The 17,177-nt window shown below is 68.9% G+C and carries 13 protein-coding genes; 5 read left to right on the forward strand and 8 right to left on the reverse strand.

The window, feature by feature from the left end:
* Window positions 1-43: 43 nt before the first annotated feature.
* The gene (locus OG734_RS35730; RefSeq protein WP_330291555.1) at window positions 44-487 is read right to left on the reverse strand and encodes a VOC family protein; all 444 of its coding nucleotides are present in this window, start codon (window positions 485-487) and stop codon (window positions 44-46) included.
* Window positions 488-531: 44 nt separating this feature from the next.
* Window positions 532-1,047, reverse strand: coding sequence for a pyridoxamine 5'-phosphate oxidase family protein (locus tag OG734_RS35735; protein WP_330291556.1), 516 nt, complete (start codon window positions 1,045-1,047; stop codon window positions 532-534).
* 182 nt (window positions 1,048-1,229) lie between these two features.
* Between OG734_RS35735 and OG734_RS35740 the strand changes: the two genes are divergently transcribed.
* On the forward strand, window positions 1,230-4,238 hold the full coding sequence (locus tag OG734_RS35740; protein ID WP_330291557.1) for a bifunctional [glutamine synthetase] adenylyltransferase/[glutamine synthetase]-adenylyl-L-tyrosine phosphorylase: 3,009 nt from the start codon (window positions 1,230-1,232) through the stop codon (window positions 4,236-4,238).
* Window positions 4,239-4,287: 49 nt separating this feature from the next.
* Here the strand turns inward: OG734_RS35740 and OG734_RS35745 are convergent, their stop codons facing one another.
* Both OG734_RS35745 and OG734_RS35750 read right to left on the reverse strand, forming a co-directional pair.
* Window positions 4,288-5,169, reverse strand: coding sequence for a phosphatase PAP2 family protein (locus OG734_RS35745; protein ID WP_330291558.1), 882 nt, complete (start codon window positions 5,167-5,169; stop codon window positions 4,288-4,290).
* Window positions 5,170-5,301: 132 nt separating this feature from the next.
* Window positions 5,302-6,336, reverse strand: coding sequence for a LacI family DNA-binding transcriptional regulator (locus OG734_RS35750; protein ID WP_330291559.1), 1,035 nt, complete (start codon window positions 6,334-6,336; stop codon window positions 5,302-5,304).
* Between the two features lie 475 nt (window positions 6,337-6,811).
* On the opposite strand from OG734_RS35750, the gene OG734_RS35755 reads away from it, so the two are divergent.
* The 4 genes from OG734_RS35755 (at window position 6,812) to OG734_RS35770 (ending at window position 12,097) form a co-directional block, all read left to right on the forward strand.
* A complete protein-coding gene (locus OG734_RS35755; RefSeq protein ID WP_330291560.1) occupies window positions 6,812-8,083 on the forward strand; it encodes an extracellular solute-binding protein in 1,272 nt (423 codons plus the stop codon).
* Window positions 8,084-8,238: 155 nt separating this feature from the next.
* Window positions 8,239-9,243: a carbohydrate ABC transporter permease gene (locus OG734_RS35760; protein WP_330291561.1), complete on the forward strand. Its 1,005-nt coding sequence runs from the start codon at window positions 8,239-8,241 to the stop codon at window positions 9,241-9,243.
* Window positions 9,244-9,262: 19 nt separating this feature from the next.
* Window positions 9,263-10,171 (forward strand): sugar ABC transporter permease, encoded by a 909-nt coding sequence (locus OG734_RS35765; protein WP_330291562.1) that lies wholly within the window; start codon window positions 9,263-9,265, stop codon window positions 10,169-10,171.
* 246 nt (window positions 10,172-10,417) lie between these two features.
* Window positions 10,418-12,097 carry a glycoside hydrolase family 13 protein gene (locus OG734_RS35770; protein ID WP_330291563.1) on the forward strand — a complete coding sequence of 560 codons (1,680 nt, stop codon included), beginning with the start codon at window positions 10,418-10,420 and terminating at the stop codon, window positions 12,095-12,097.
* Window positions 12,098-12,277: 180 nt separating this feature from the next.
* Here OG734_RS35770 and OG734_RS35775 read toward each other — a convergent pair whose 3' ends face one another.
* The 4 genes from OG734_RS35775 to OG734_RS35790 form a co-directional block, all read right to left on the reverse strand.
* Window positions 12,278-13,000, reverse strand: coding sequence for a hypothetical protein (locus OG734_RS35775; protein WP_330291564.1), 723 nt, complete (start codon window positions 12,998-13,000; stop codon window positions 12,278-12,280).
* 272 nt (window positions 13,001-13,272) lie between these two features.
* Window positions 13,273-13,971, reverse strand: a complete 699-nt coding sequence (locus OG734_RS35780) for an RICIN domain-containing protein (protein ID WP_330291565.1) — start codon at window positions 13,969-13,971, stop codon at window positions 13,273-13,275.
* Window positions 13,972-14,102: 131 nt separating this feature from the next.
* Window positions 14,103-14,375 (reverse strand): DUF4242 domain-containing protein, encoded by a 273-nt coding sequence (locus OG734_RS35785; RefSeq protein ID WP_330291566.1) that lies wholly within the window; start codon window positions 14,373-14,375, stop codon window positions 14,103-14,105.
* 65 nt (window positions 14,376-14,440) lie between these two features.
* Window positions 14,441-16,936, reverse strand: coding sequence for an ATP-binding protein (locus tag OG734_RS35790; RefSeq protein WP_330291567.1), 2,496 nt, complete (start codon window positions 16,934-16,936; stop codon window positions 14,441-14,443).
* Window positions 16,937-17,177: the final 241 nt, after the last annotated feature.

Raw genomic sequence — 17,177 nt, forward strand, 5'->3', positions numbered from 1 at the left:
TTCGTGCGGCCGGTGGGGGCTTGTCGCGCAGTTCCCCGCGCCGCTACGGGCGCGGGGCCATCTCCGTGAGCAGCGCGTGCAGCGGCTTCGCCGCCCGTTGGCGGTACTCCTGGATCGCCCAGCCGTTGCCGTCCGGGTCCTTGAAGTACATGAACGTGGCGCCGTCGTCCGGCGAGTACTGCATCGGCTCCGACACCTCCAGGCCCCGTTCGGTCAGCTCGGCGTGGGCCGCCTTGATGTCGGCGACGCACAGCTGGAGGCCCTGGTACGAGCCCGGCGCGGGCGTCGGGCCGTCCATCGTCTCCCAGATGGTGTCGCCGAGGGCGATCGAACAGCCCGAGCCCGGTGGCGTGAGCTGGACGATGCGCATCCCCGGCATGACCTCCTGGTCGATGTCGACGTGGAAACCGGCCTTGTCGCGGTAGAAGTCACGGGCCCGGTCGATGTCGGTCACGGGCAGCGGGATCACTTCGAGTGTGTACTGCATCGCTGGTCCTCCAGATCGCCTTCACGTCGCCCTTGACGGGGGCGTCAGCCGAACCGCCAGCGCGTCTGGCTGAACGGCTCCCCCTTACCGAAGCCGAAAACCGTGCGGGGCGCCACCGAAAAGACCAAGGCGTCTCCGGGGCCGTGGTGGAAGAACCCGTTCCGCACCTCGAAGTGCCAGAAGCTGCCGTACTTGGCCTCCCAGGCCGCGGCCAGCTCACGCAGACGGTCGTCGTCCGACACCCGAACCGCCTCGCCCTCCACCACCAGGTCGTAGCCCTCGTTCCAGGTGTTGGCGCCGGTCGTCAGCACGACGTGCGGGTTGTCGGCGAGGTTGAGGGCCTTGCGCTCCTCGGGGCCCGTGCAGAAGTGCAGAGCGCCCTCCGACCAGACCGCGGGCAGCGGCGTGACGTGGGGGCGGCCGTCGGGCCGTACCGTCGAGATCCAGAAGAGCTCGGCCTCGGCGAGCATCCCCTCCGCGTCGGCCCAGGCGGTCGCCGTGGCGGCGCTGTCGCTGTAGCGGGGGTCGAGGCTGCTCTGCGGCGCAGCGATGTCGGGCATGGGACGGCCTCCTCGATGTCGGTGATCCCGTCGAAGTGTCGAAGTGCAGACCTCGTACCGCGGCGGAAATCATCGGTCCGACCAGTGAACATCGCTTCGATCCGTCCGGCGCTTCCCACGGACTCTCCGGTTAGGCTCGTGCCCGTACGACCTTGATCCGATGGTCCGACGGGAGGCCCAGGATGATGGCGCCGGGGCGCAGGAGCAGTACCTTCACGCGGCTGCTGCGGCACGGCTTCACCGATCCCTCCGCCGCCGAGCGGCTCCTCGACAGCGCCGAGCTGGCGCCCCTGCGGGACGACCCGGTGCTGCTGAACGCGCTGGGCGCGACCGCAGACCCGGATCTCGCGCTGCTCGGGCTCGTCAGGCTCGCCGAGGCGCAGGACGGCCGCACCGCCCACCACGAGCTGCTCGACACGGTGATAGCGGCCAAACCGCTGCGCGACCGGCTGCTCGGGGTGCTCGGCGCCTCCGCCGCCCTCGGCGACCATCTGATCCGGCATCCCCGCGACTGGCAGGCCCTCGCCATGTACGAGCCCCGGGATCTCCATCCCGGGGTGGAGGAGTTCGAGCGAGGGCTCGCCGAGGCCAACGACCCCGTGTCGCTGCGCGTCGCCTACCGGCGCTGCCTGCTGTCCATCGCCGCCCGCGACGTGTGCGGCACCACCGACCTCGCCGAGACCGCCGCCGAGCTGGCCGACCTCGCCACCGCGACCCTGCGCGCCGCTCTCGCCATCGCCCGTATCGCCGCGCCCGAGGATGCCGCACTGTGCCGGCTCGCCGTCATCGCGATGGGCAAGTGCGGTGGTCACGAGCTCAATTACGTGTCCGACGTCGATGTCATCTTCGTCGGCGAGGCGGTCGACGGCGCCGATGAAGGGAAGGCTCTGCAGGCCGCCACCCGGCTCGCCTCGCACCTCATGCGGATCTGCTCCGAGACCACCATCGAGGGGAGCATCTGGCCCGTCGACGCCAATCTGCGCCCCGAGGGCCGCAACGGGCCGCTGGTGCGCACCCTCAGCAGCCATCGCGCCTACTACCAGCGCTGGGCCAAGACCTGGGAGTTCCAGGCCCTGTTGAAGGCCCGCCCGGTCGCCGGTGACGTCGAGCTGGGGGAGGAGTACGTCGCCGCGCTCGCCCCCCTCGTGTGGCACGCCGCCGAGCGCGACAACTTCGTCGTCGACGTGCAGAAGATGCGCCGCCGCGTTGTCGAGAACATTCCCCTCGCCGAGGTGGAGAGGGAACTGAAACTCGGGCCGGGCGGCCTGCGGGACGTCGAATTCGCTGTGCAGCTGCTCCAGTTGGTGCACGGGCGGGCCGACACCTCCCTGCGCAGCGGGACCACCCTGGACGCGCTCAGCGCTCTCGCCGCCGGCGGGTACGTCGGGCGCTCGGATGCCGTGCAGCTCGACGACGCCTATCGGTTCCTGCGGTCCATGGAGCACCGGATCCAGCTGTTCCGGCTGCGGCGCACCCACCTCGTCCCCGAGGACGACGCTGATCTGCGGCGCATCGGACGGTCGCTCGGGCTGCGCACCGATCCCGTCGCCGAGCTGAACCGGGAGTGGAAGCGGCACGCGTCCGTCGTACGACGGCTGCACGAGAAGCTCTTCTACCGGCCGCTGCTCGACGCCGTCGCCCAACTCGCCCCAGGCGAGACCAGGTTGAGCACGGTTGCGGCCCGGGAACGGCTGGTGGCGCTCGGGTACGCCGATCCGGCCGCCGCGCTCAGGCACCTGGAGGCGCTGGCCAGCGGGGTGAGCCGGAAGGCGGCCATCCAACGGACGCTGCTGCCCGTCCTGTTGGGCTGGTTCGCCGACTCCGCCAATCCGGACGCCGGGCTGCTCAACTTCCGCAAGGTGTCGGACGCGCTGGGCCGAACCCCTTGGTATCTACGGCTGTTGAGAGACGAGGGGGCCGCCGCCGAGAACCTCGCCCGCGTCCTGTCGGCCGGGCGCCTCGCCCCCGACCTGCTGATGCGGGCCCCGGAGGCCGTCGCGCTGCTCGGCGACGGCGACGGGGCAGGCGGTCTGGAGCCGCGCGCGCGGGACCAGCTGGAGCAGGAGATACTGGCCGCCGTCGGACGCTCCGAGACCGGCGAACAGGGCGTGTACGCCGCCCGCGGTGTCCGGCGGCGCGAGCTGTTCCGTACGGCCGCCGCCGACATCGTCGGCTCCTACGGCACCGAGCAGTCGCCCGCCGAGGCCGACCAGGGCGCCCTGGTGGACCGGGTCGGCGGCGCGATCTCCGACCTCACGGCGGCGACCCTGGCCGGCACCCTGCGGGCGGTCGTGCGGGACGGGTGGGGGGAGACCCTGCCCACCCGGTTCACGGTGATCGGCATGGGCCGCTTCGGCGGGCACGAACTCGGCTACGGCTCCGACGCCGACGTCCTGTTCGTACACGAACCCCGGGAGGGCGTCGACGAGCACGAGGCCGCCAAGGCCGCGAACGCCGTCGTCTCCGAGATGCGGCGGCTGCTCCAAGTGCCCAGCGCCGACCCGCCGTTGCTGATCGACGCGGATCTGCGCCCCGAGGGCAAGTCGGGGCCGACGGTCCGGACCCTGACGTCGTACGAGGCGTACTACCGTCGCTGGTCCCTCGTCTGGGAGTCCCAGGCGCTGCTGCGGGCCGAAGTCGTCGCCGGGGACGAGGAGTTGGGCAGCCGTTTCATCGAGCTGATCGCCCCCCTGCGCTACCCGGCGGAGGGGCTGGGCGACGACGCGGTGCGCGAGATCCGGCGCCTGAAGGCGCGTATGGAGTCGGAGCGGATGCCTCGCGGCGCCGATCCGACCCTGCACACCAAGCTCGGGCGGGGCGGCCTTTCGGACGTGGAGTGGACTGTCCAGTTGCTGCAGCTCCAGCACGGGTGGGCCGAACCCGGGCTGCGGACGACCCGTACCCGCGAGGCCCTCGCCGCAGCCTGCGCCGCCGAACTGATCTCCGCGGAGGACGCGGCGATACTCGACGAGGCGTGGGTCCTGGCCACCCGGGTGCGCAACGCGGTGATGCTGGTGCGCGGCCGGGCCGGGGACACCTTCCCCTCGGACGGGCGGGAACTGGGCGCGGTCGGACGGTACCTGGGGTACGGGCCGGGGCATGTCGGCGACATGATCGACGCGTACCGGCGGACCACCCGGCGGGCCCGTGGTGTCGTGGAGACGCTGTTCTACGGGGCGGCGTCGGTGTAGAAACCCGGGCCCGGCCCGGCTCCCCGTCGGGCCCAGGCCCTGGTCGTGCCTATGGCTTGACCGGGAGCAGTGGGCCGCCCTGCCCCCGCACCGGGACCAGTTTCGGGAGGGCGTACGGGAGCTTGCCGTACCAGAGGCGGGCGACCATGAAGCCGAAGGCCAGGCACATGAGGCCGCCGACCGCGTCCAGCCAGAAGTGGTTGGCCGTGGCGACGATCACCAGCAGGGTGGCCATCGGGTAGAGGAGCCCGAGAACGCGTACCCACGGGACGCTGGCCAGGGCGAAGATCGTCAGGCCGCACCACGTGGACCAGCCGATGTGCATCGACGGCATCGCCGCGTACTGGTTCGACATGTGCTTGAGGTCGCCGGAGGCCATCGAACCCCAGGTGTGGTGGACCATCACCGTGTCGACGAAGTCGCCGCCGTTCATCAGACGGGGCGGGGCCAGCGGATACAGGTAGTAACCGACCAGAGCCACTGCCGTGGTCGCGAAAAGGGTCAGACGCGTCGCCGCGTAACGCCCGGGATGACTACGGTACAGCCACACCAGGACACCGAGAGTGACGATGAAGTGCAGCGTGGCGTAGTAGTAGTTCATGCCCACGATCAGCCAAGTCACCGAGTTGATCGAGTGGTTGACCGACTCCTCGACGGCGATGCCCAGGCTGTGCTCGGTCTTCCAGAGCCAGTCCGCGTTGCGCAGCGCCTCGGCCTTCTGCTCCGGCACGGCGTTGCGGATCAGCGAGTACGTCCAGTAACTGATCGCGATCAGAAGGATTTCGAACCACAGCCGTGGCCGGCGCGGAGCGCGCACTCGGCGCAGGAGTCCCTTGGCCACGCGGCCGTTCCCCTCCGCCGTCTCGTCCATGACGGAGTGCGGTGCGGCCCGCTCGTGGCCTTCCCTTGTCGTCACGGTCGTTTCACCCATGGACACAGAGTCTGCCAGATACGGTCCCCTCCCAGATCATCCCCTGGTCCTGTCCGACCCGCACGTCCTACGGTGGGGACAGGCGGCCCGGACTACTACCGGAGCACTGTGCGAAGCGGGGCATTCTCCACCCTAGGAACGAGTACGTTCCCCAGGGGCCGAGGCTGTCGACCCCCTGACCACCAGTTCCGGCATGAACACGAACTCGCTGTGCGGGGCCGGCGTACCGCCGATCTCCTCAAGGAGGGTGCGTACGGCGGCCTGGCCCATCGCCGGGACCGGTTTGCGGACCGTGGTGAGGGGCGGGTCGGTGAAGGCGATCAGGGGGGAGTCGTCGAAACCCACGACCGAGACGTCCCGGGGGACCTCCAGGCCGCGCTGCCGGGCCGCCCGTATCGCGCCCAGCGCCATCATGTCGCTCGCGCACACGATCGCCGTGCAGTCACGGTCGATGAGCGCCATGGCCGCCGCCTGGCCGCCCTCCAGGGTGTACAGCGAGTGCTGGACGAACCGCGTCTCGACGTCCTGTGCCGTCAGGCCCAGCAGATCCTGCATCGTCCGGACGAAACCCTCGATCTTGCGCTGCACCGGCACGAAACGCTTCGGGCCGAGGGCCAGTCCGATGTGGGTGTGGCCGAGGGAGACGAGATGTGTGACCGCGAGGTGCATCGCCGCGCGGTCGTCGGGGGAGATGAACGGCGCCTGCACCTTGGGGGAGAAGCCGTCCACGAGGACGAACGGCACGCCCTGGGCGCGCAGTTGCTCGTAGCGCTGCATGTCGGCGGAGGTGTCCGCGTGCAGGCCGGAGACGAAGATGATGCCGGCCACGCCCCGGTCGACGAGCATCTCCGTCAGCTCGTCCTCCGTGGAGCCGCCGGGCGTCTGGGTGGCCAGGACCGGGGTGTAGCCCTGCCGGGTCAGGGCCTGGCCTATGACCTGTGCCAGGGCCGGGAAGATGGGGTTCTCGAGCTCCGGGGTGATGAGGCCCACCAGGCCCTCGCTGCGCTGGCGCAGCCGGACCGGGCGCTCGTAGCCCAGTACGTCGAGGGCGGCGAGCACGGTCTGGCGGGTGGTGGCGGCGACGCCCGGTTTCCCGTTCAGGACCCGGCTGACTGTCGCTTCGCTCACCCCCGCCTGAGCGGCGATGTCGGCAAGCCGTGTGGTCACAGGGCTGGACTGTACCGGCCGGCCCTCGCCTTGCCCACCGAACGGACGCCGGGCACGGGCCGTGGAACGGCCCACCGGACGACCGGGACGGCCGCTCGCCGCTGCGGGTTGCTGCGTCATCGCGCTCCCTCGGGTCTAACACGTGTGCCTTGCGGGTGCCTTGCGGGGTGTCTTGCGCGTGTCTGATGGGGCGTACATGGCAAGAGCTTGCAGAGTCTTGCACAAGTGTCCCAGATCCCGCTGGACAGTGGGAGAACAGGGGATCAGGCGGTCCTGCGATGGGGATTCCGAGGGTCACGACGCGGTAACTGTCGTCGGTTCTTGCATTTTTTTGCTGCAAGGTCTTTCGTCGCGCTTACATGGCTGTTACGTTCACGTCGCCCGGCGGCGGCAACGGCGCGGCCGGCAAGTCGGCGGAAACGGCGGACGGGCCCGTTCCCGCCAGTACACGGGCTTTCACCCTCAAGGAGAACTCATGCGGCGTGGCATAGCGGCCACCGCGCTGATGGCGTCTTTCGCCCTCGCGGCGACGGCCTGCGGCGGAAGCGACAGCGGCGACTCGGCCGACGGTCCGGTCACCATCACCTGGTGGGACACCTCCAACGCCACCAACGAGGCGCCGACGTACCAGGCCCTGGTCAAGGAGTTCGAGGCCGCCAACAAGGACGTCAAGGTCAAGTACGTCAACGTCCCCTTCGACCAGGCGCAGAACAAGTTCGACACCGCCGCCGGTGCCTCCGGCGCCCCGGACGTGCTGCGTTCCGAGGTCGGCTGGACCCCCGCCTTCGCCAAGAAGGGCTTCCTGCTGCCGCTCGACGGCACCGAGGCCCTCACCGACGAGGCCAAGTTCCAGCCCAGCCTGATCGAACAGGCCAAGTACGAAGGCAAGACGTACGGCGCCCCGATCGTCACCGACACCCTCGCGCTGGTCTACAACAAGGAACTCTTCGCGAAGGCCGGCCTCACCGAGGCGCCCAAGACCTGGGCCGACCTGAAGACGGCCGCCGCCACCATCAAGGACAAGAGCGGCGTCGACGGTTACTGGGGCTCCACCCAGGCCTACTACGCCCAGTCGTTCCTCTACGGCGAGGGCACCGACACCGTCGACGCCACCGCCAAGAAGATCACCGTCAACTCGGCCGCCGCCAAGAAGGCCTACGGCACCTGGCTCGGCCTCTTCGACGGCAAGGGCCTGCACAAGGCGGACACCACCGCCGACGCGTACGCCCATATCCAGGACGCGTTCGTCAACGGCAAGGTCGCCGCGATCGTCCAGGGCCCGTGGGAGATCACCAACTTCTACAAGGGCGCCGCGTTCAAGGACAAGGCCAACCTCGGCGTCGCCACCGTCCCGGCCGGCTCCACCGGCAAGGCGGGCGCCCCGACCGGCGGCCACAACCTATCCGTGTACGCGGGCTCGGACGCCGCGCACCAGAAGGCCGCGCTGAAGTTCGTCAACTTCATGACCTCCGCGAAGTCCCAGACGCAGATCGCCCTGAAGAACTCCACGCTGCCCACCCGCGACGACGCCTACACCGCCGAGGTCAAGGCCGACCCGGGCCTCGCCGGCTACCAGGGCGTCCTCCCCGCCGCCCAGCCCCGCCCGGCGCTGCCCGAGTACAGCTCCCTGTGGGCTCCGCTCGACACCGAGCTGGGGCAGATCGCGGGCGGCAAGGAGTCCCTCGACAAGGGCCTCGGCAACGCGGAGACCGCGATCGCCAAGCTGGTCCCGGACTTCGGCAAGTGATCGGCAAGTGATCGGCCAGTGACCCCGAACGGCCGTCGGAACTGCCCAGTTGGACTCGGGGGACAGTTCCGGCGGTCATCGGCCCTTCGCGGCCGGTACCCCTTGGTCTCCCAGGCGTCCTCGGACTTCCTGATCCTCCAGAAGGTGTCGAACCCATGACAGTCGCCATCGACCGCGCGACCGGCAAACGCCGGGGCGAGCCCGGGCAGCGCCCCGGACGGCTCGATCGCCTCAAGCACGCCTACCAGAAGTACTGGTACGCGTACGCGATGATCGCCCCCGTGGTCGTCGTACTCGGCGGACTCGTGCTCTACCCGCTCGTGCGCGGCCTCTACCTCACGCTCACGGACGCCAACAGCCTCAACTCGGCCCGCACGATCGGCGTCAACCACATCGACGCCACCTACAAGTTCATCGGCTTCGACAACTACGCCGACATCCTGTGGGGCGACACCGCGTACGACCGTTTCTGGGCGCACTTCATCTGGACGATCGTCTGGACCGCGCTCTGCGTGGCCCTGCACTACTGCATCGGTCTCGGCCTCGCGCTCCTCCTCAACCAGAAGCTGCGCGGGCGCACCTTCTACCGGCTGATCCTGGTCCTGCCGTGGGCCGTTCCCACCTTCGTCACCGTGTTCGGCTGGCGGTTCATGCTCGCCGACGGCGGCATCATCAACACGATGCTCGACGCCGTGCACCTGCCGTCACCGCTGTGGCTGGAGGACACCTTCTGGCAGCGGTTCGCCGCGATCATGGTCAACACGTGGTGCGGGGTGCCGTTCATGATGGTCTCGCTGCTCGGCGGCCTCCAGTCGATCGACTCCACGCTGTACGAGGCCGCCGAGATGGACGGCGCGAGCGCCTGGCAGCAGTTCCGGTACGTCACCCTGCCGGGCCTGCGCTCCGTCAGCTCGACCGTCGTACTCCTCGGCATCATCTGGACGTTCAACCAGTTCGCCGTGATCTTCCTGCTGTTCGGCAACACCGCCCCGGACGCGCAGATCCTCGTCACCTGGGCCTACTACCTCGGCTTCGGCCAACAGCCGCGCGACTTCGCGCAGTCGGCGGCCTACGGCATGCTGCTGCTGGCCATCCTGATCGTGTTCACCTCCTTCTACCGCCGCTGGCTGAACCGCAATGACCAGCAGCTCGCGATCTGAGGCAGGAGCTTCCGTACCCATGAGTGCCATGACCGTTCAGAAGTCCGCGCAGTCGGACCCGGCCGACGACGATGCCGCCGCCACGCAACCCCGCGGACACGGGCGCCGGGGCCTGGCCACCACCCTCGCCTCCCACGGCATCCTGACCGTCGCGAGCCTGATCGCGCTCTTCCCGATCGCCTGGCTGCTCTTCCTGTCCCTCGGCCCGGACAAGGACGACTACCTCCACCCCGGGCGCATCTGGGACAAGATGACGTTCGACAACTACTCGTTCGTCCTCCAGCACACCAACTTCTTCGACTGGATGAAGAGTTCGCTGATCGTCTCGCTCGGCACGACGGTCATCGGGGTGATGGTCGCGGCGACCACCGGGTACGCGGTCTCGCGGATGCGCTTCCCCGGCTACCGCAAGTTCATGTGGGTACTCCTGGTCACCCAGATGTTCCCGATCGCCGTACTCATCGTGCCGATGTACCAGATCCTCTCGGACCTCCAGCTCATCGACAACTACCTCGGTCTGATCCTCGTCTACTGCTCGACGGCCGTGCCGTACTGCGCCTGGCTGCTCAAGGGATACTTCGACACGATCCCCTTCGAGATCGACGAGGCGGGACGCGTCGACGGGCTGACCCCCTTCGGCACCTTCGCGCGGCTGATCCTGCCGCTGGCCAAACCGGGCCTGGCGGTCGCCGCGTTCTACAGCTTCATCACCGCTTTCGGCGAGGTCGCCTTCGCCTCGACGTTCATGCTGTCGGACACGAAGTACACCTTCGCGGTCGGCCTGCAGAGCTTCGTCAGCGAGCACGACGCCCAGCGCAACCTGATGGCCGCCACCGCGGTACTGGTCGCGATACCTGTCTCGGCCTTCTTCTACCTGGTCCAGAAGAACCTGGTGGCGGGCCTGACTGCGGGCGGTACCAAGGGCTGACGCCCCGGCCCTGCGTAAAACTCCCGTACGGCTCTGTCGTACGGGTCGGCGGCCCGCGGTGTCCATCCGACCCCGCTGTCACCGCGGGCCGCCTAAGTCGGCAGCGGTTCGGCCGCGCCCGAAGGGGCGCGGGGCTGTATCGATCTGCGGCTCCGCCGCGGGGCGCGACCAGCCACAACGGACCCGCAGCTTCAAACCAGCAGAAACCGCCCCATGACCCGAACTCCGTTACGTATCAAGGACGTTATGAGCCAGCACTCCACAGCTCCGGCCCCGACTTCCACCGTCGCCGCCGTCTCCGCCCACAGTGACTGGTGGCGGGACGCCGTGATCTACCAGGTCTACCCCCGCAGCTTCGCCGACAGCAACGGCGACGGCATGGGCGACCTGGAGGGCGTACGCACCCGGCTGCCGTATCTGCGCGACCTGGGCGTCGACGCCGTGTGGCTCAGCCCCTTCTACGCCTCCCCACAGGCCGACGCCGGCTACGACGTCGCCGACTACCGCGCCGTGGACCCCATGTTCGGCAACCTCCTGGACGCCGACGCCCTGATCCGGGACGCCCACGAACTGAACCTCAGGATCATCGTCGACCTGGTCCCCAACCACTCCTCCGACCAGCACGAGTGGTTCAAGCGGGCGCTGCGCGACGGCCCCGGCTCACCGCTCCGGGACCGCTACCACTTCCGCCCCGGCAAGGGCGAGAACGGCGAACTCCCGCCCAACGACTGGGAGTCCATCTTCGGCGGCCCGGCCTGGACGAGGGTCACCGAGCCGGACGGTACCCCCGGCGAGTGGTACCTCCACCTCTTCGCGCCGGAGCAGCCCGACTTCAACTGGGAACACCCGGCCGTCGGGGACGAGTTCCGCTCGGTCCTCCGGTTCTGGCTCGACATGGGCGTCGACGGCTTCCGTGTCGACGTCGCACACGGCCTGGTGAAGGCGGCGGGCCTCCCAGACCTCGGATCCCACGATCAGGTCAAGCTCCTGGGCAACGATGTCATGCCGTTCTTCGACCAGGACGGCGTGCACGCCATCTACCGCGAATGGCGCCTGGTCCTCGACGAGTACGCGGGCGAGCGCATTTTCGTCGCGGAGGCGTGGACCCCGACCATCGAACGCACGGCGAACTACGTACGCCCGGACGAACTCCACCAGGCCTTCAACTTCCAGTACCTGGCGACCTATTGGGACGCGGCGGAACTGAAGGTCGTCATCGACCGCACCCTGGACGCCATGCGCCCGGTCGGCGCCCCGGCTACGTGGGTGCTGTCGAACCACGATGTCACCCGCCACGCGACGCGCTTCGCCAACGAGTCGGGCCTGGGCACGCAGATCCGCCTCGCCGGAGACCGTGCACTGGGCCTGCGCAGGGCCCGCGCGGCAACCCTGTTGATGCTGGCGCTGCCCGGCTCGGCGTACGTCTACCAGGGCGAGGAACTGGGCCTCCCGGACGTCGTCGACCTCGCGGACGAGGTCCGCCAGGACCCCGCGTACTTCCGGGGCGCCGGCCAGGACGGCTTCCGCGACGGCTGCCGGGTGCCGATCCCGTGGACCCGCGAGGGCTCGTCGTACGGCTTCGGCGACGGCGGCTCCTGGCTTCCGCAGCCCGCGGAGTGGGCCGAGCTGAGCATCGAGGCACAGACAGGTACGCCCGGCTCCACCCTGGAGCTGTACCGCGCCGCCCTCACCGCCCGCCGCGAACACCCCGGCCTCGGCGCGGGCGACTCCGTCGAGTGGCTGAAGGCACCGCAGGGCGTCCTGGCCTTCCGGCGCGGCGAGTTCGTGTGCGTGGCGAACACGAGCGGCGAGGCGGTCACGATCCCGGCGTACGGGGAGGTGCTGGTGGCCAGTGGCGAGGTGACCGTAGTGGAGGACGAGGCGAAGCTGCCGGCGGACACGACGGTGTGGTGGACGACTGCCTGAGGTCCAACTTGCGGGACCCGCCGCGCAGTTCGGGGTGGCGGGCCCTGCTTGGTTGCGACGGTCGAGGGGCCTTCCCGTTTCGCGTGGACGATCACCACGAATAACCATCACGTCCGAGCTGGGGCATCAGGCCCGTCCCAACTACGACGGGTCGGCCGAGAGAACGACGGAGCCCTGAGCTCAGGACAGGAAGCTGCCGTAGGGGCCGTTCCGTATGCTGTCCTTCTGCTGCTGGTTGAAGTGGCAGTTCGGGTAGTCGTAGAACGAGGCGGACATCGGTGTGCCGTCGGTGTGCGTGGAGTCGGGCAGCCCGAACGCGTGGCCCAACTCGTGCACCATGCCGCCGTACCACCTGTTCATCGGGCCATTGATCCCGGCGGCGCCGTCGGCATCGTGGCCGCTGAGGATCACCCAGCCGGCACCTCCACCGCCGCCGGAGACACCCGCCTTCTCGGCGCTGACCTCGCCGACGCACAGCCAGCGCGAGTCCGGGGATCTGAGACCGAACCTGGCCATGAGCTCCTGCTCCATGTTGAAGACCACCCACCAGTACTCTTCGCCGCCGTTCGGCGTGTTCTCGTACCAGGCACGCCCGTGGTTGCCCTGGACCACCTCCACCGCCGGGTTGTTCAGCTTGAACGTCACGCCGAGTTCCTGGCGGTAGAAGCGCTGTGATTCCTGCATGACGCTGGTGATGCCGTTGGGGTACCGCGGGTCGTTCGCCACGTCCGAGGGCTTGAGCCAGAACACCCGCACTGTCCCGGTCGGCGGGTCAGCGGCCTTCAGCTCTGCCGATCCCGTCGCCGCCTGGGCGGTGTCGGTGAGCGCCCCGGAACCAAGGGCTACGACCCCTCCGGCTGCCGCGGCCAGCACCGCGCGCCGCGTGAACTTACATCCTTCCACCGGGCATCCTCCCCATTGAGGTGTGGACATGACAAATGCACGCTTGTCGAACAGTGTGCGATATGCCGGCTGTCCGGCGTAGGTGACATCAAGCCGTAGTCGTGGGCGTCGGGCCGCTGCCGGTCCGAACTCGTCGCAAGTTCCCGCCGGGGCTGACATCCCCGCAGGCCTGTTCTCGCAGGCATCGGCGGTCGAACTTGCAGGGACCGCCGCCCAGTTCGGGGCGGCGGGCCCTATTTGGCTGCGACAGCAGAGGGGCCTTCTCGGTCTTTTCAGGGGCTCAGGATCCACATCTGGGCCGCCGGGGGATGAGCGTTGCTGCAGTCCCACTGCATGAGCTGGCTGCCGGCGCCGCCGACCGTGTCTAGGCACAATCCAGTGCCCGCGTGTTCGAACTTTTGGTATGTCAACTCACCGACGTCTACGTTGCTCTTGGTCCAGTATTCCGACCCCGACGTGTTGCAGGTGAATTCGTCGACCGCTTCCCCTGGAGTGCTGGTGCCGTTGTTGACCTCGGCACAGTACCCGCTTGCCTGATTCACAAGGGAGTAGGTTCTCGCTGCGCCGGGCACCGGTATGAACGCCCAGTTCTGGGTGTTGGAACCGTTGCAGTCGGCCAGTTGAAGCCGGACGTTGAGTTGCCCGCCCGGCGCGTCGATGCACTGGCCGAAGGCCACGTTCTTGAGCGTGTGAAAAGCGCCGGCCGGTGCGAGGGCCGTGAGGCGGGTGGAGTGGTCCGCCACGGATCCCGCGGCCGGCGCGGCGGCACTGGCCCCGGCCGTCATGGTGACCATGCTGGCGGCCGCCAGTAACGCCCCTGCCGAGGCAGCCATTTTGTTTCTCATTCTCATTTTTCTGGCCTCCGGTTCCTTTCGGTCGGAAAATTTGAACAGCCTGTCCTGAAACAGCTGTCGGGTAGATAGGCAGCGGACCGGCCCCTGTTTCAGCTCTTCGAGCTCTGCCGGAGTCACGGCGTCACTGTCCCCGTCGAACGCTCTGAGAGATCGCGACAACCGGAGTCGGACCATCCAGCCGTGTCGCCGTACGCCGGTAACTGGAGGTATCGCGGGCGGGGTTGCTGGTGACGATGACTGGGCGAGGGTCAGTGATAGAAGTACGGGTCCAGGACGCTGACTTCGGTGATCCGGTCGACGGGCAGGCCTGTGGTCTGCGCAGCCTGGCGCACGGCTTCCGGAGACGGCCCGTCGTACACGCAGTAGGTCATGCTCTTGTCACGGCTCACGTACGACTGCACCCAGGTGACCGCCGACGCGGCGTTGCCCTCGATGACGCCTGTACAGGTCTTGGCGCCCTCGTCGTCCATCGGGATGTGCAGACCCTCGGTGAAGGTCCGTTGCACGAGATATCGCGGCATGTTGCACGCTCCTTTCCGAACTACTGTCGGTTCGGGAGCGGCCTTGGGACATCGGGAGTTGTTCCCTATGTTCGCTCAGCGATCTCCCCATGTCTGGCGGCCTCCTGGCGGGTACGCACGCCGAGCTTGGCCAGGATGGAGGAGACGTGATGCCCGGCCGTCTTCTCCGCGATGCGGAGCCGGTCGGCGATCTCGGAGTTCCGCAGCCCGTCCCTGAGAAGGTCGAGGACATCGGCTTCGCGTGCGGTGAGCCCGTCGGGATGGGCCATGGTCGAACGCCGTGGTGTCCGGATTCCCAGGTCGCGCATCCGCCGGGCCACTTGGTCCGCGGCAGGCCGCGCCCCGAGGCCCTCGAACCCGCGCAGGGCCTCACGCAGGTGATCCGGGCTCTGCGCGAGCGCCATGGCCGACTCGTACGGGCAACCGAGCTCATCCCAGGCCCGGGCGGCTTCCACGGGGTTCATCCGATACGGCGGGGCGGCGGCCTGGTGGACTTCCCCCGGCTCCGGTTGCAGCCACTGCCCGAGTTCACCGATCGCCCAGCCGATGCCGAGCCGTACCGCCATCTCGTAGCTCTCGGACAGGCTGCTGTCGGGCTGCTGTCCGCTCAGCCACACGAGTTCGGCGCGTCCCGCGGCGACCGGCCACAGGCGTTGCAGGTCTCCGGTCTGTTCGGCCAGTGAGCACGCCTCGTCGAGGACGTCTGCCGCACCCGGCTCTCCCCGCCGGGTCCGCAGCCGCCCCAGCACGGTGAGCGCGACGATCCGGCTCGGTGTGCACTCGGTGGCTCCCACCTGCTCCACCATCGCTTCGGCCGCTGACCACTGCCCGCGCTCGAACAGGCACCGGGCGAGCCACGCTGTGGCGTAACTGCGTACGTCGTCCAGGTCACGGTCGGAGCACCACTTCATGGCCTCGCGCAGCCAGTGTTCCGCGACGTCATAGCGACGGACCTCGCCTGCCGCGGATCCGAGGTTGACCATCGCGCTTCCGACGGCACCGTCGTCACCGGCCACGCGGCCCGCCTGAATACTTCGGAGCATGGTCCGCATGGCCAGGTCCGGCTCGATGGACCACTGTGCGGAGCCGACCGCGTTGAGCGCCCGGGCGAGCAGGGTCTGTTCACCGAACCGCTCGGCGAGCACGGCGGCGTGACATCCGGTCCGCACCGCTCCGGGGATGTCCCGGGCAAGCATCAGAAGATACGCCGACCAGGTGTACGCGGCGACCAGCCCGGGGCCCTCCGGCAGCCGCTCGGCAAGGGCGAGCGCCTGCCGCACCATGGCATGCGCCTCAGCGTTCCGGCCCTGGTTCCACAAGTAGTAGGAGCAGTACGCCATCAGAGCGGCCTCACGCTCCTGGTCGCCTTCCTCCCGCCAGCACTCGATCGCCCGACGGGAGGAGAGCACGGCCGCGGCACTCCGTCCGGCGTGCGCACACGCCTCGCCGTGGCGTTCAAGCAGTTCTGCCTGCCGGCGCGGGCTGATCCCGTCGGCGAACCGCAGCGCCTGGGCATAGTGATCGGCCGCCTGTCGGTGAGCACCGACGGCAGATGCCCGCCTCGCCGCTGCACCGGCGTGTACGAGTACGGCGGCCGCGTCGCCTGCCTCCTCCGCGTGATAAACGAGCCGGGCCGGATCACTGCCCCGCTGTGTCAGATCCGCCAGCGCACGCTCATGCAGCTCGGTCTTGCGCGCCGACGCGATGCCCTCCTCGATGGCCAGTCTGGCCAGCTCGTGGCGGAACAGGATCCGCGTGCCGTCGCGAATCAGCATTCCCGCATCCACACAGCCGTCAACGGCCTTCCTGGGCGCCTGGACCAAAGGCGCGGGAGCATAACCGGGGAAGACAGCCACTGAGTTGAGTGCGTCGCGCTCCGCGGGGCGGAGACCGGCCGCCCGGGCCAGCACCGCGTCGCGTACCGTCTCGGGAACCCTGCGCTCGGGATCTGCCAGAACCTCAGTCACGAAGAAGGGGTTGCCGCCGGCCCGAGCGTGCAGTTCCGCGGCATCCGGACCGTCCGGCCCGGCCAGGGTGGCGACGGCCGCGGCCGAGAGCGGTGACAGCCGAATGCGCAGCACACTCTTGTCGGTGGCGAGCGCTCCCAGCACCGCGCGCAACGGGTGATCCGGTCCGACCTCGTCATCCCGATAGGTGATGACAAGCAGGCCACGAGTGGAGGAGATCCGGCGGGCGGCGAACATGAGCAGGTCGAGTGTCGCTTCGTCGGCCCAGTGCGCGTCCTCCACCACGGCGATGGTTTCGCGTGCCGTCAACTGATCCAGGAACGCGTTGAACATCGCGTGACGCGGGCTCTCTGCAGCCATCGCGGCGGCCAGCTCACCTGTCGCCTGCCGTGCGATGTCGTGGAGCGGACCGAGTGGCTGCGGTGTCCGCAGCGCGTCGCACGAGCCCCACAGAACCATCCGGGCCAGGCCGTCGCAGAACGTCCTGACAAGAGCGGTCTTGCCGATACCCGCCTCACCGGAGACCAGAACCACCCGCCCTGTTGGGCAGCGTCGCAGCGCATCAAGCCAGTGCTCCCGCTCAAGTAACGCCATATCGTGGATAGTAGGCCCAGACCCCCACCGCGCTGCCATCCAGAAACCGGACGCTTCGGTGGTCGGCGAGCCCCGGACATGGGACGTCGCGTGCGACGCCGTAGCGGTGGTCGGCGGCGTACACGGTGGAGTACGGGCAGGTCGGCCCATAGCCCACCGAGGATTGGGCAACGTCGTCAGCGGTATGCGGGGAGGACGGGACGCCGAGCTGTCTGCAGCTCTGACCGATGCCACGACCGGT

This window comes from Streptomyces sp. NBC_00576, assembly GCF_036345175.1.
Lineage (GTDB): Bacteria > Actinomycetota > Actinomycetes > Streptomycetales > Streptomycetaceae > Streptomyces.

What these genes read in the sequence shown, in the direction of transcription:
- OG734_RS35730 (WP_330291555.1), bottom strand. Translation starts at nt 487, where the DNA reads ATGCAGTACACACTCGAAGTGATCCCGCTGCCCGTGACCGACATCGAC.
- OG734_RS35790 (WP_330291567.1), bottom strand. Translation starts at nt 16,936, where the DNA reads ATGGCGTTACTTGAGCGGGAGCACTGGCTTGATGCGCTGCGACGCTGC.
- OG734_RS35745 (WP_330291558.1), bottom strand. Translation starts at nt 5,169, where the DNA reads ATGGGTGAAACGACCGTGACGACAAGGGAAGGCCACGAGCGGGCCGCA.
- OG734_RS35755 (WP_330291560.1), top strand. Translation starts at nt 6,812, where the DNA reads ATGCGGCGTGGCATAGCGGCCACCGCGCTGATGGCGTCTTTCGCCCTC.
- OG734_RS35770 (WP_330291563.1), top strand. Translation starts at nt 10,418, where the DNA reads ATGAGCCAGCACTCCACAGCTCCGGCCCCGACTTCCACCGTCGCCGCC.
- OG734_RS35760 (WP_330291561.1), top strand. Translation starts at nt 8,239, where the DNA reads ATGACAGTCGCCATCGACCGCGCGACCGGCAAACGCCGGGGCGAGCCC.
- OG734_RS35735 (WP_330291556.1), bottom strand. Translation starts at nt 1,047, where the DNA reads ATGCCCGACATCGCTGCGCCGCAGAGCAGCCTCGACCCCCGCTACAGC.
- OG734_RS35765 (WP_330291562.1), top strand. Translation starts at nt 9,263, where the DNA reads ATGAGTGCCATGACCGTTCAGAAGTCCGCGCAGTCGGACCCGGCCGAC.
- OG734_RS35740 (WP_330291557.1), top strand. Translation starts at nt 1,230, where the DNA reads ATGATGGCGCCGGGGCGCAGGAGCAGTACCTTCACGCGGCTGCTGCGG.
- OG734_RS35785 (WP_330291566.1), bottom strand. Translation starts at nt 14,375, where the DNA reads ATGCCGCGATATCTCGTGCAACGGACCTTCACCGAGGGTCTGCACATC.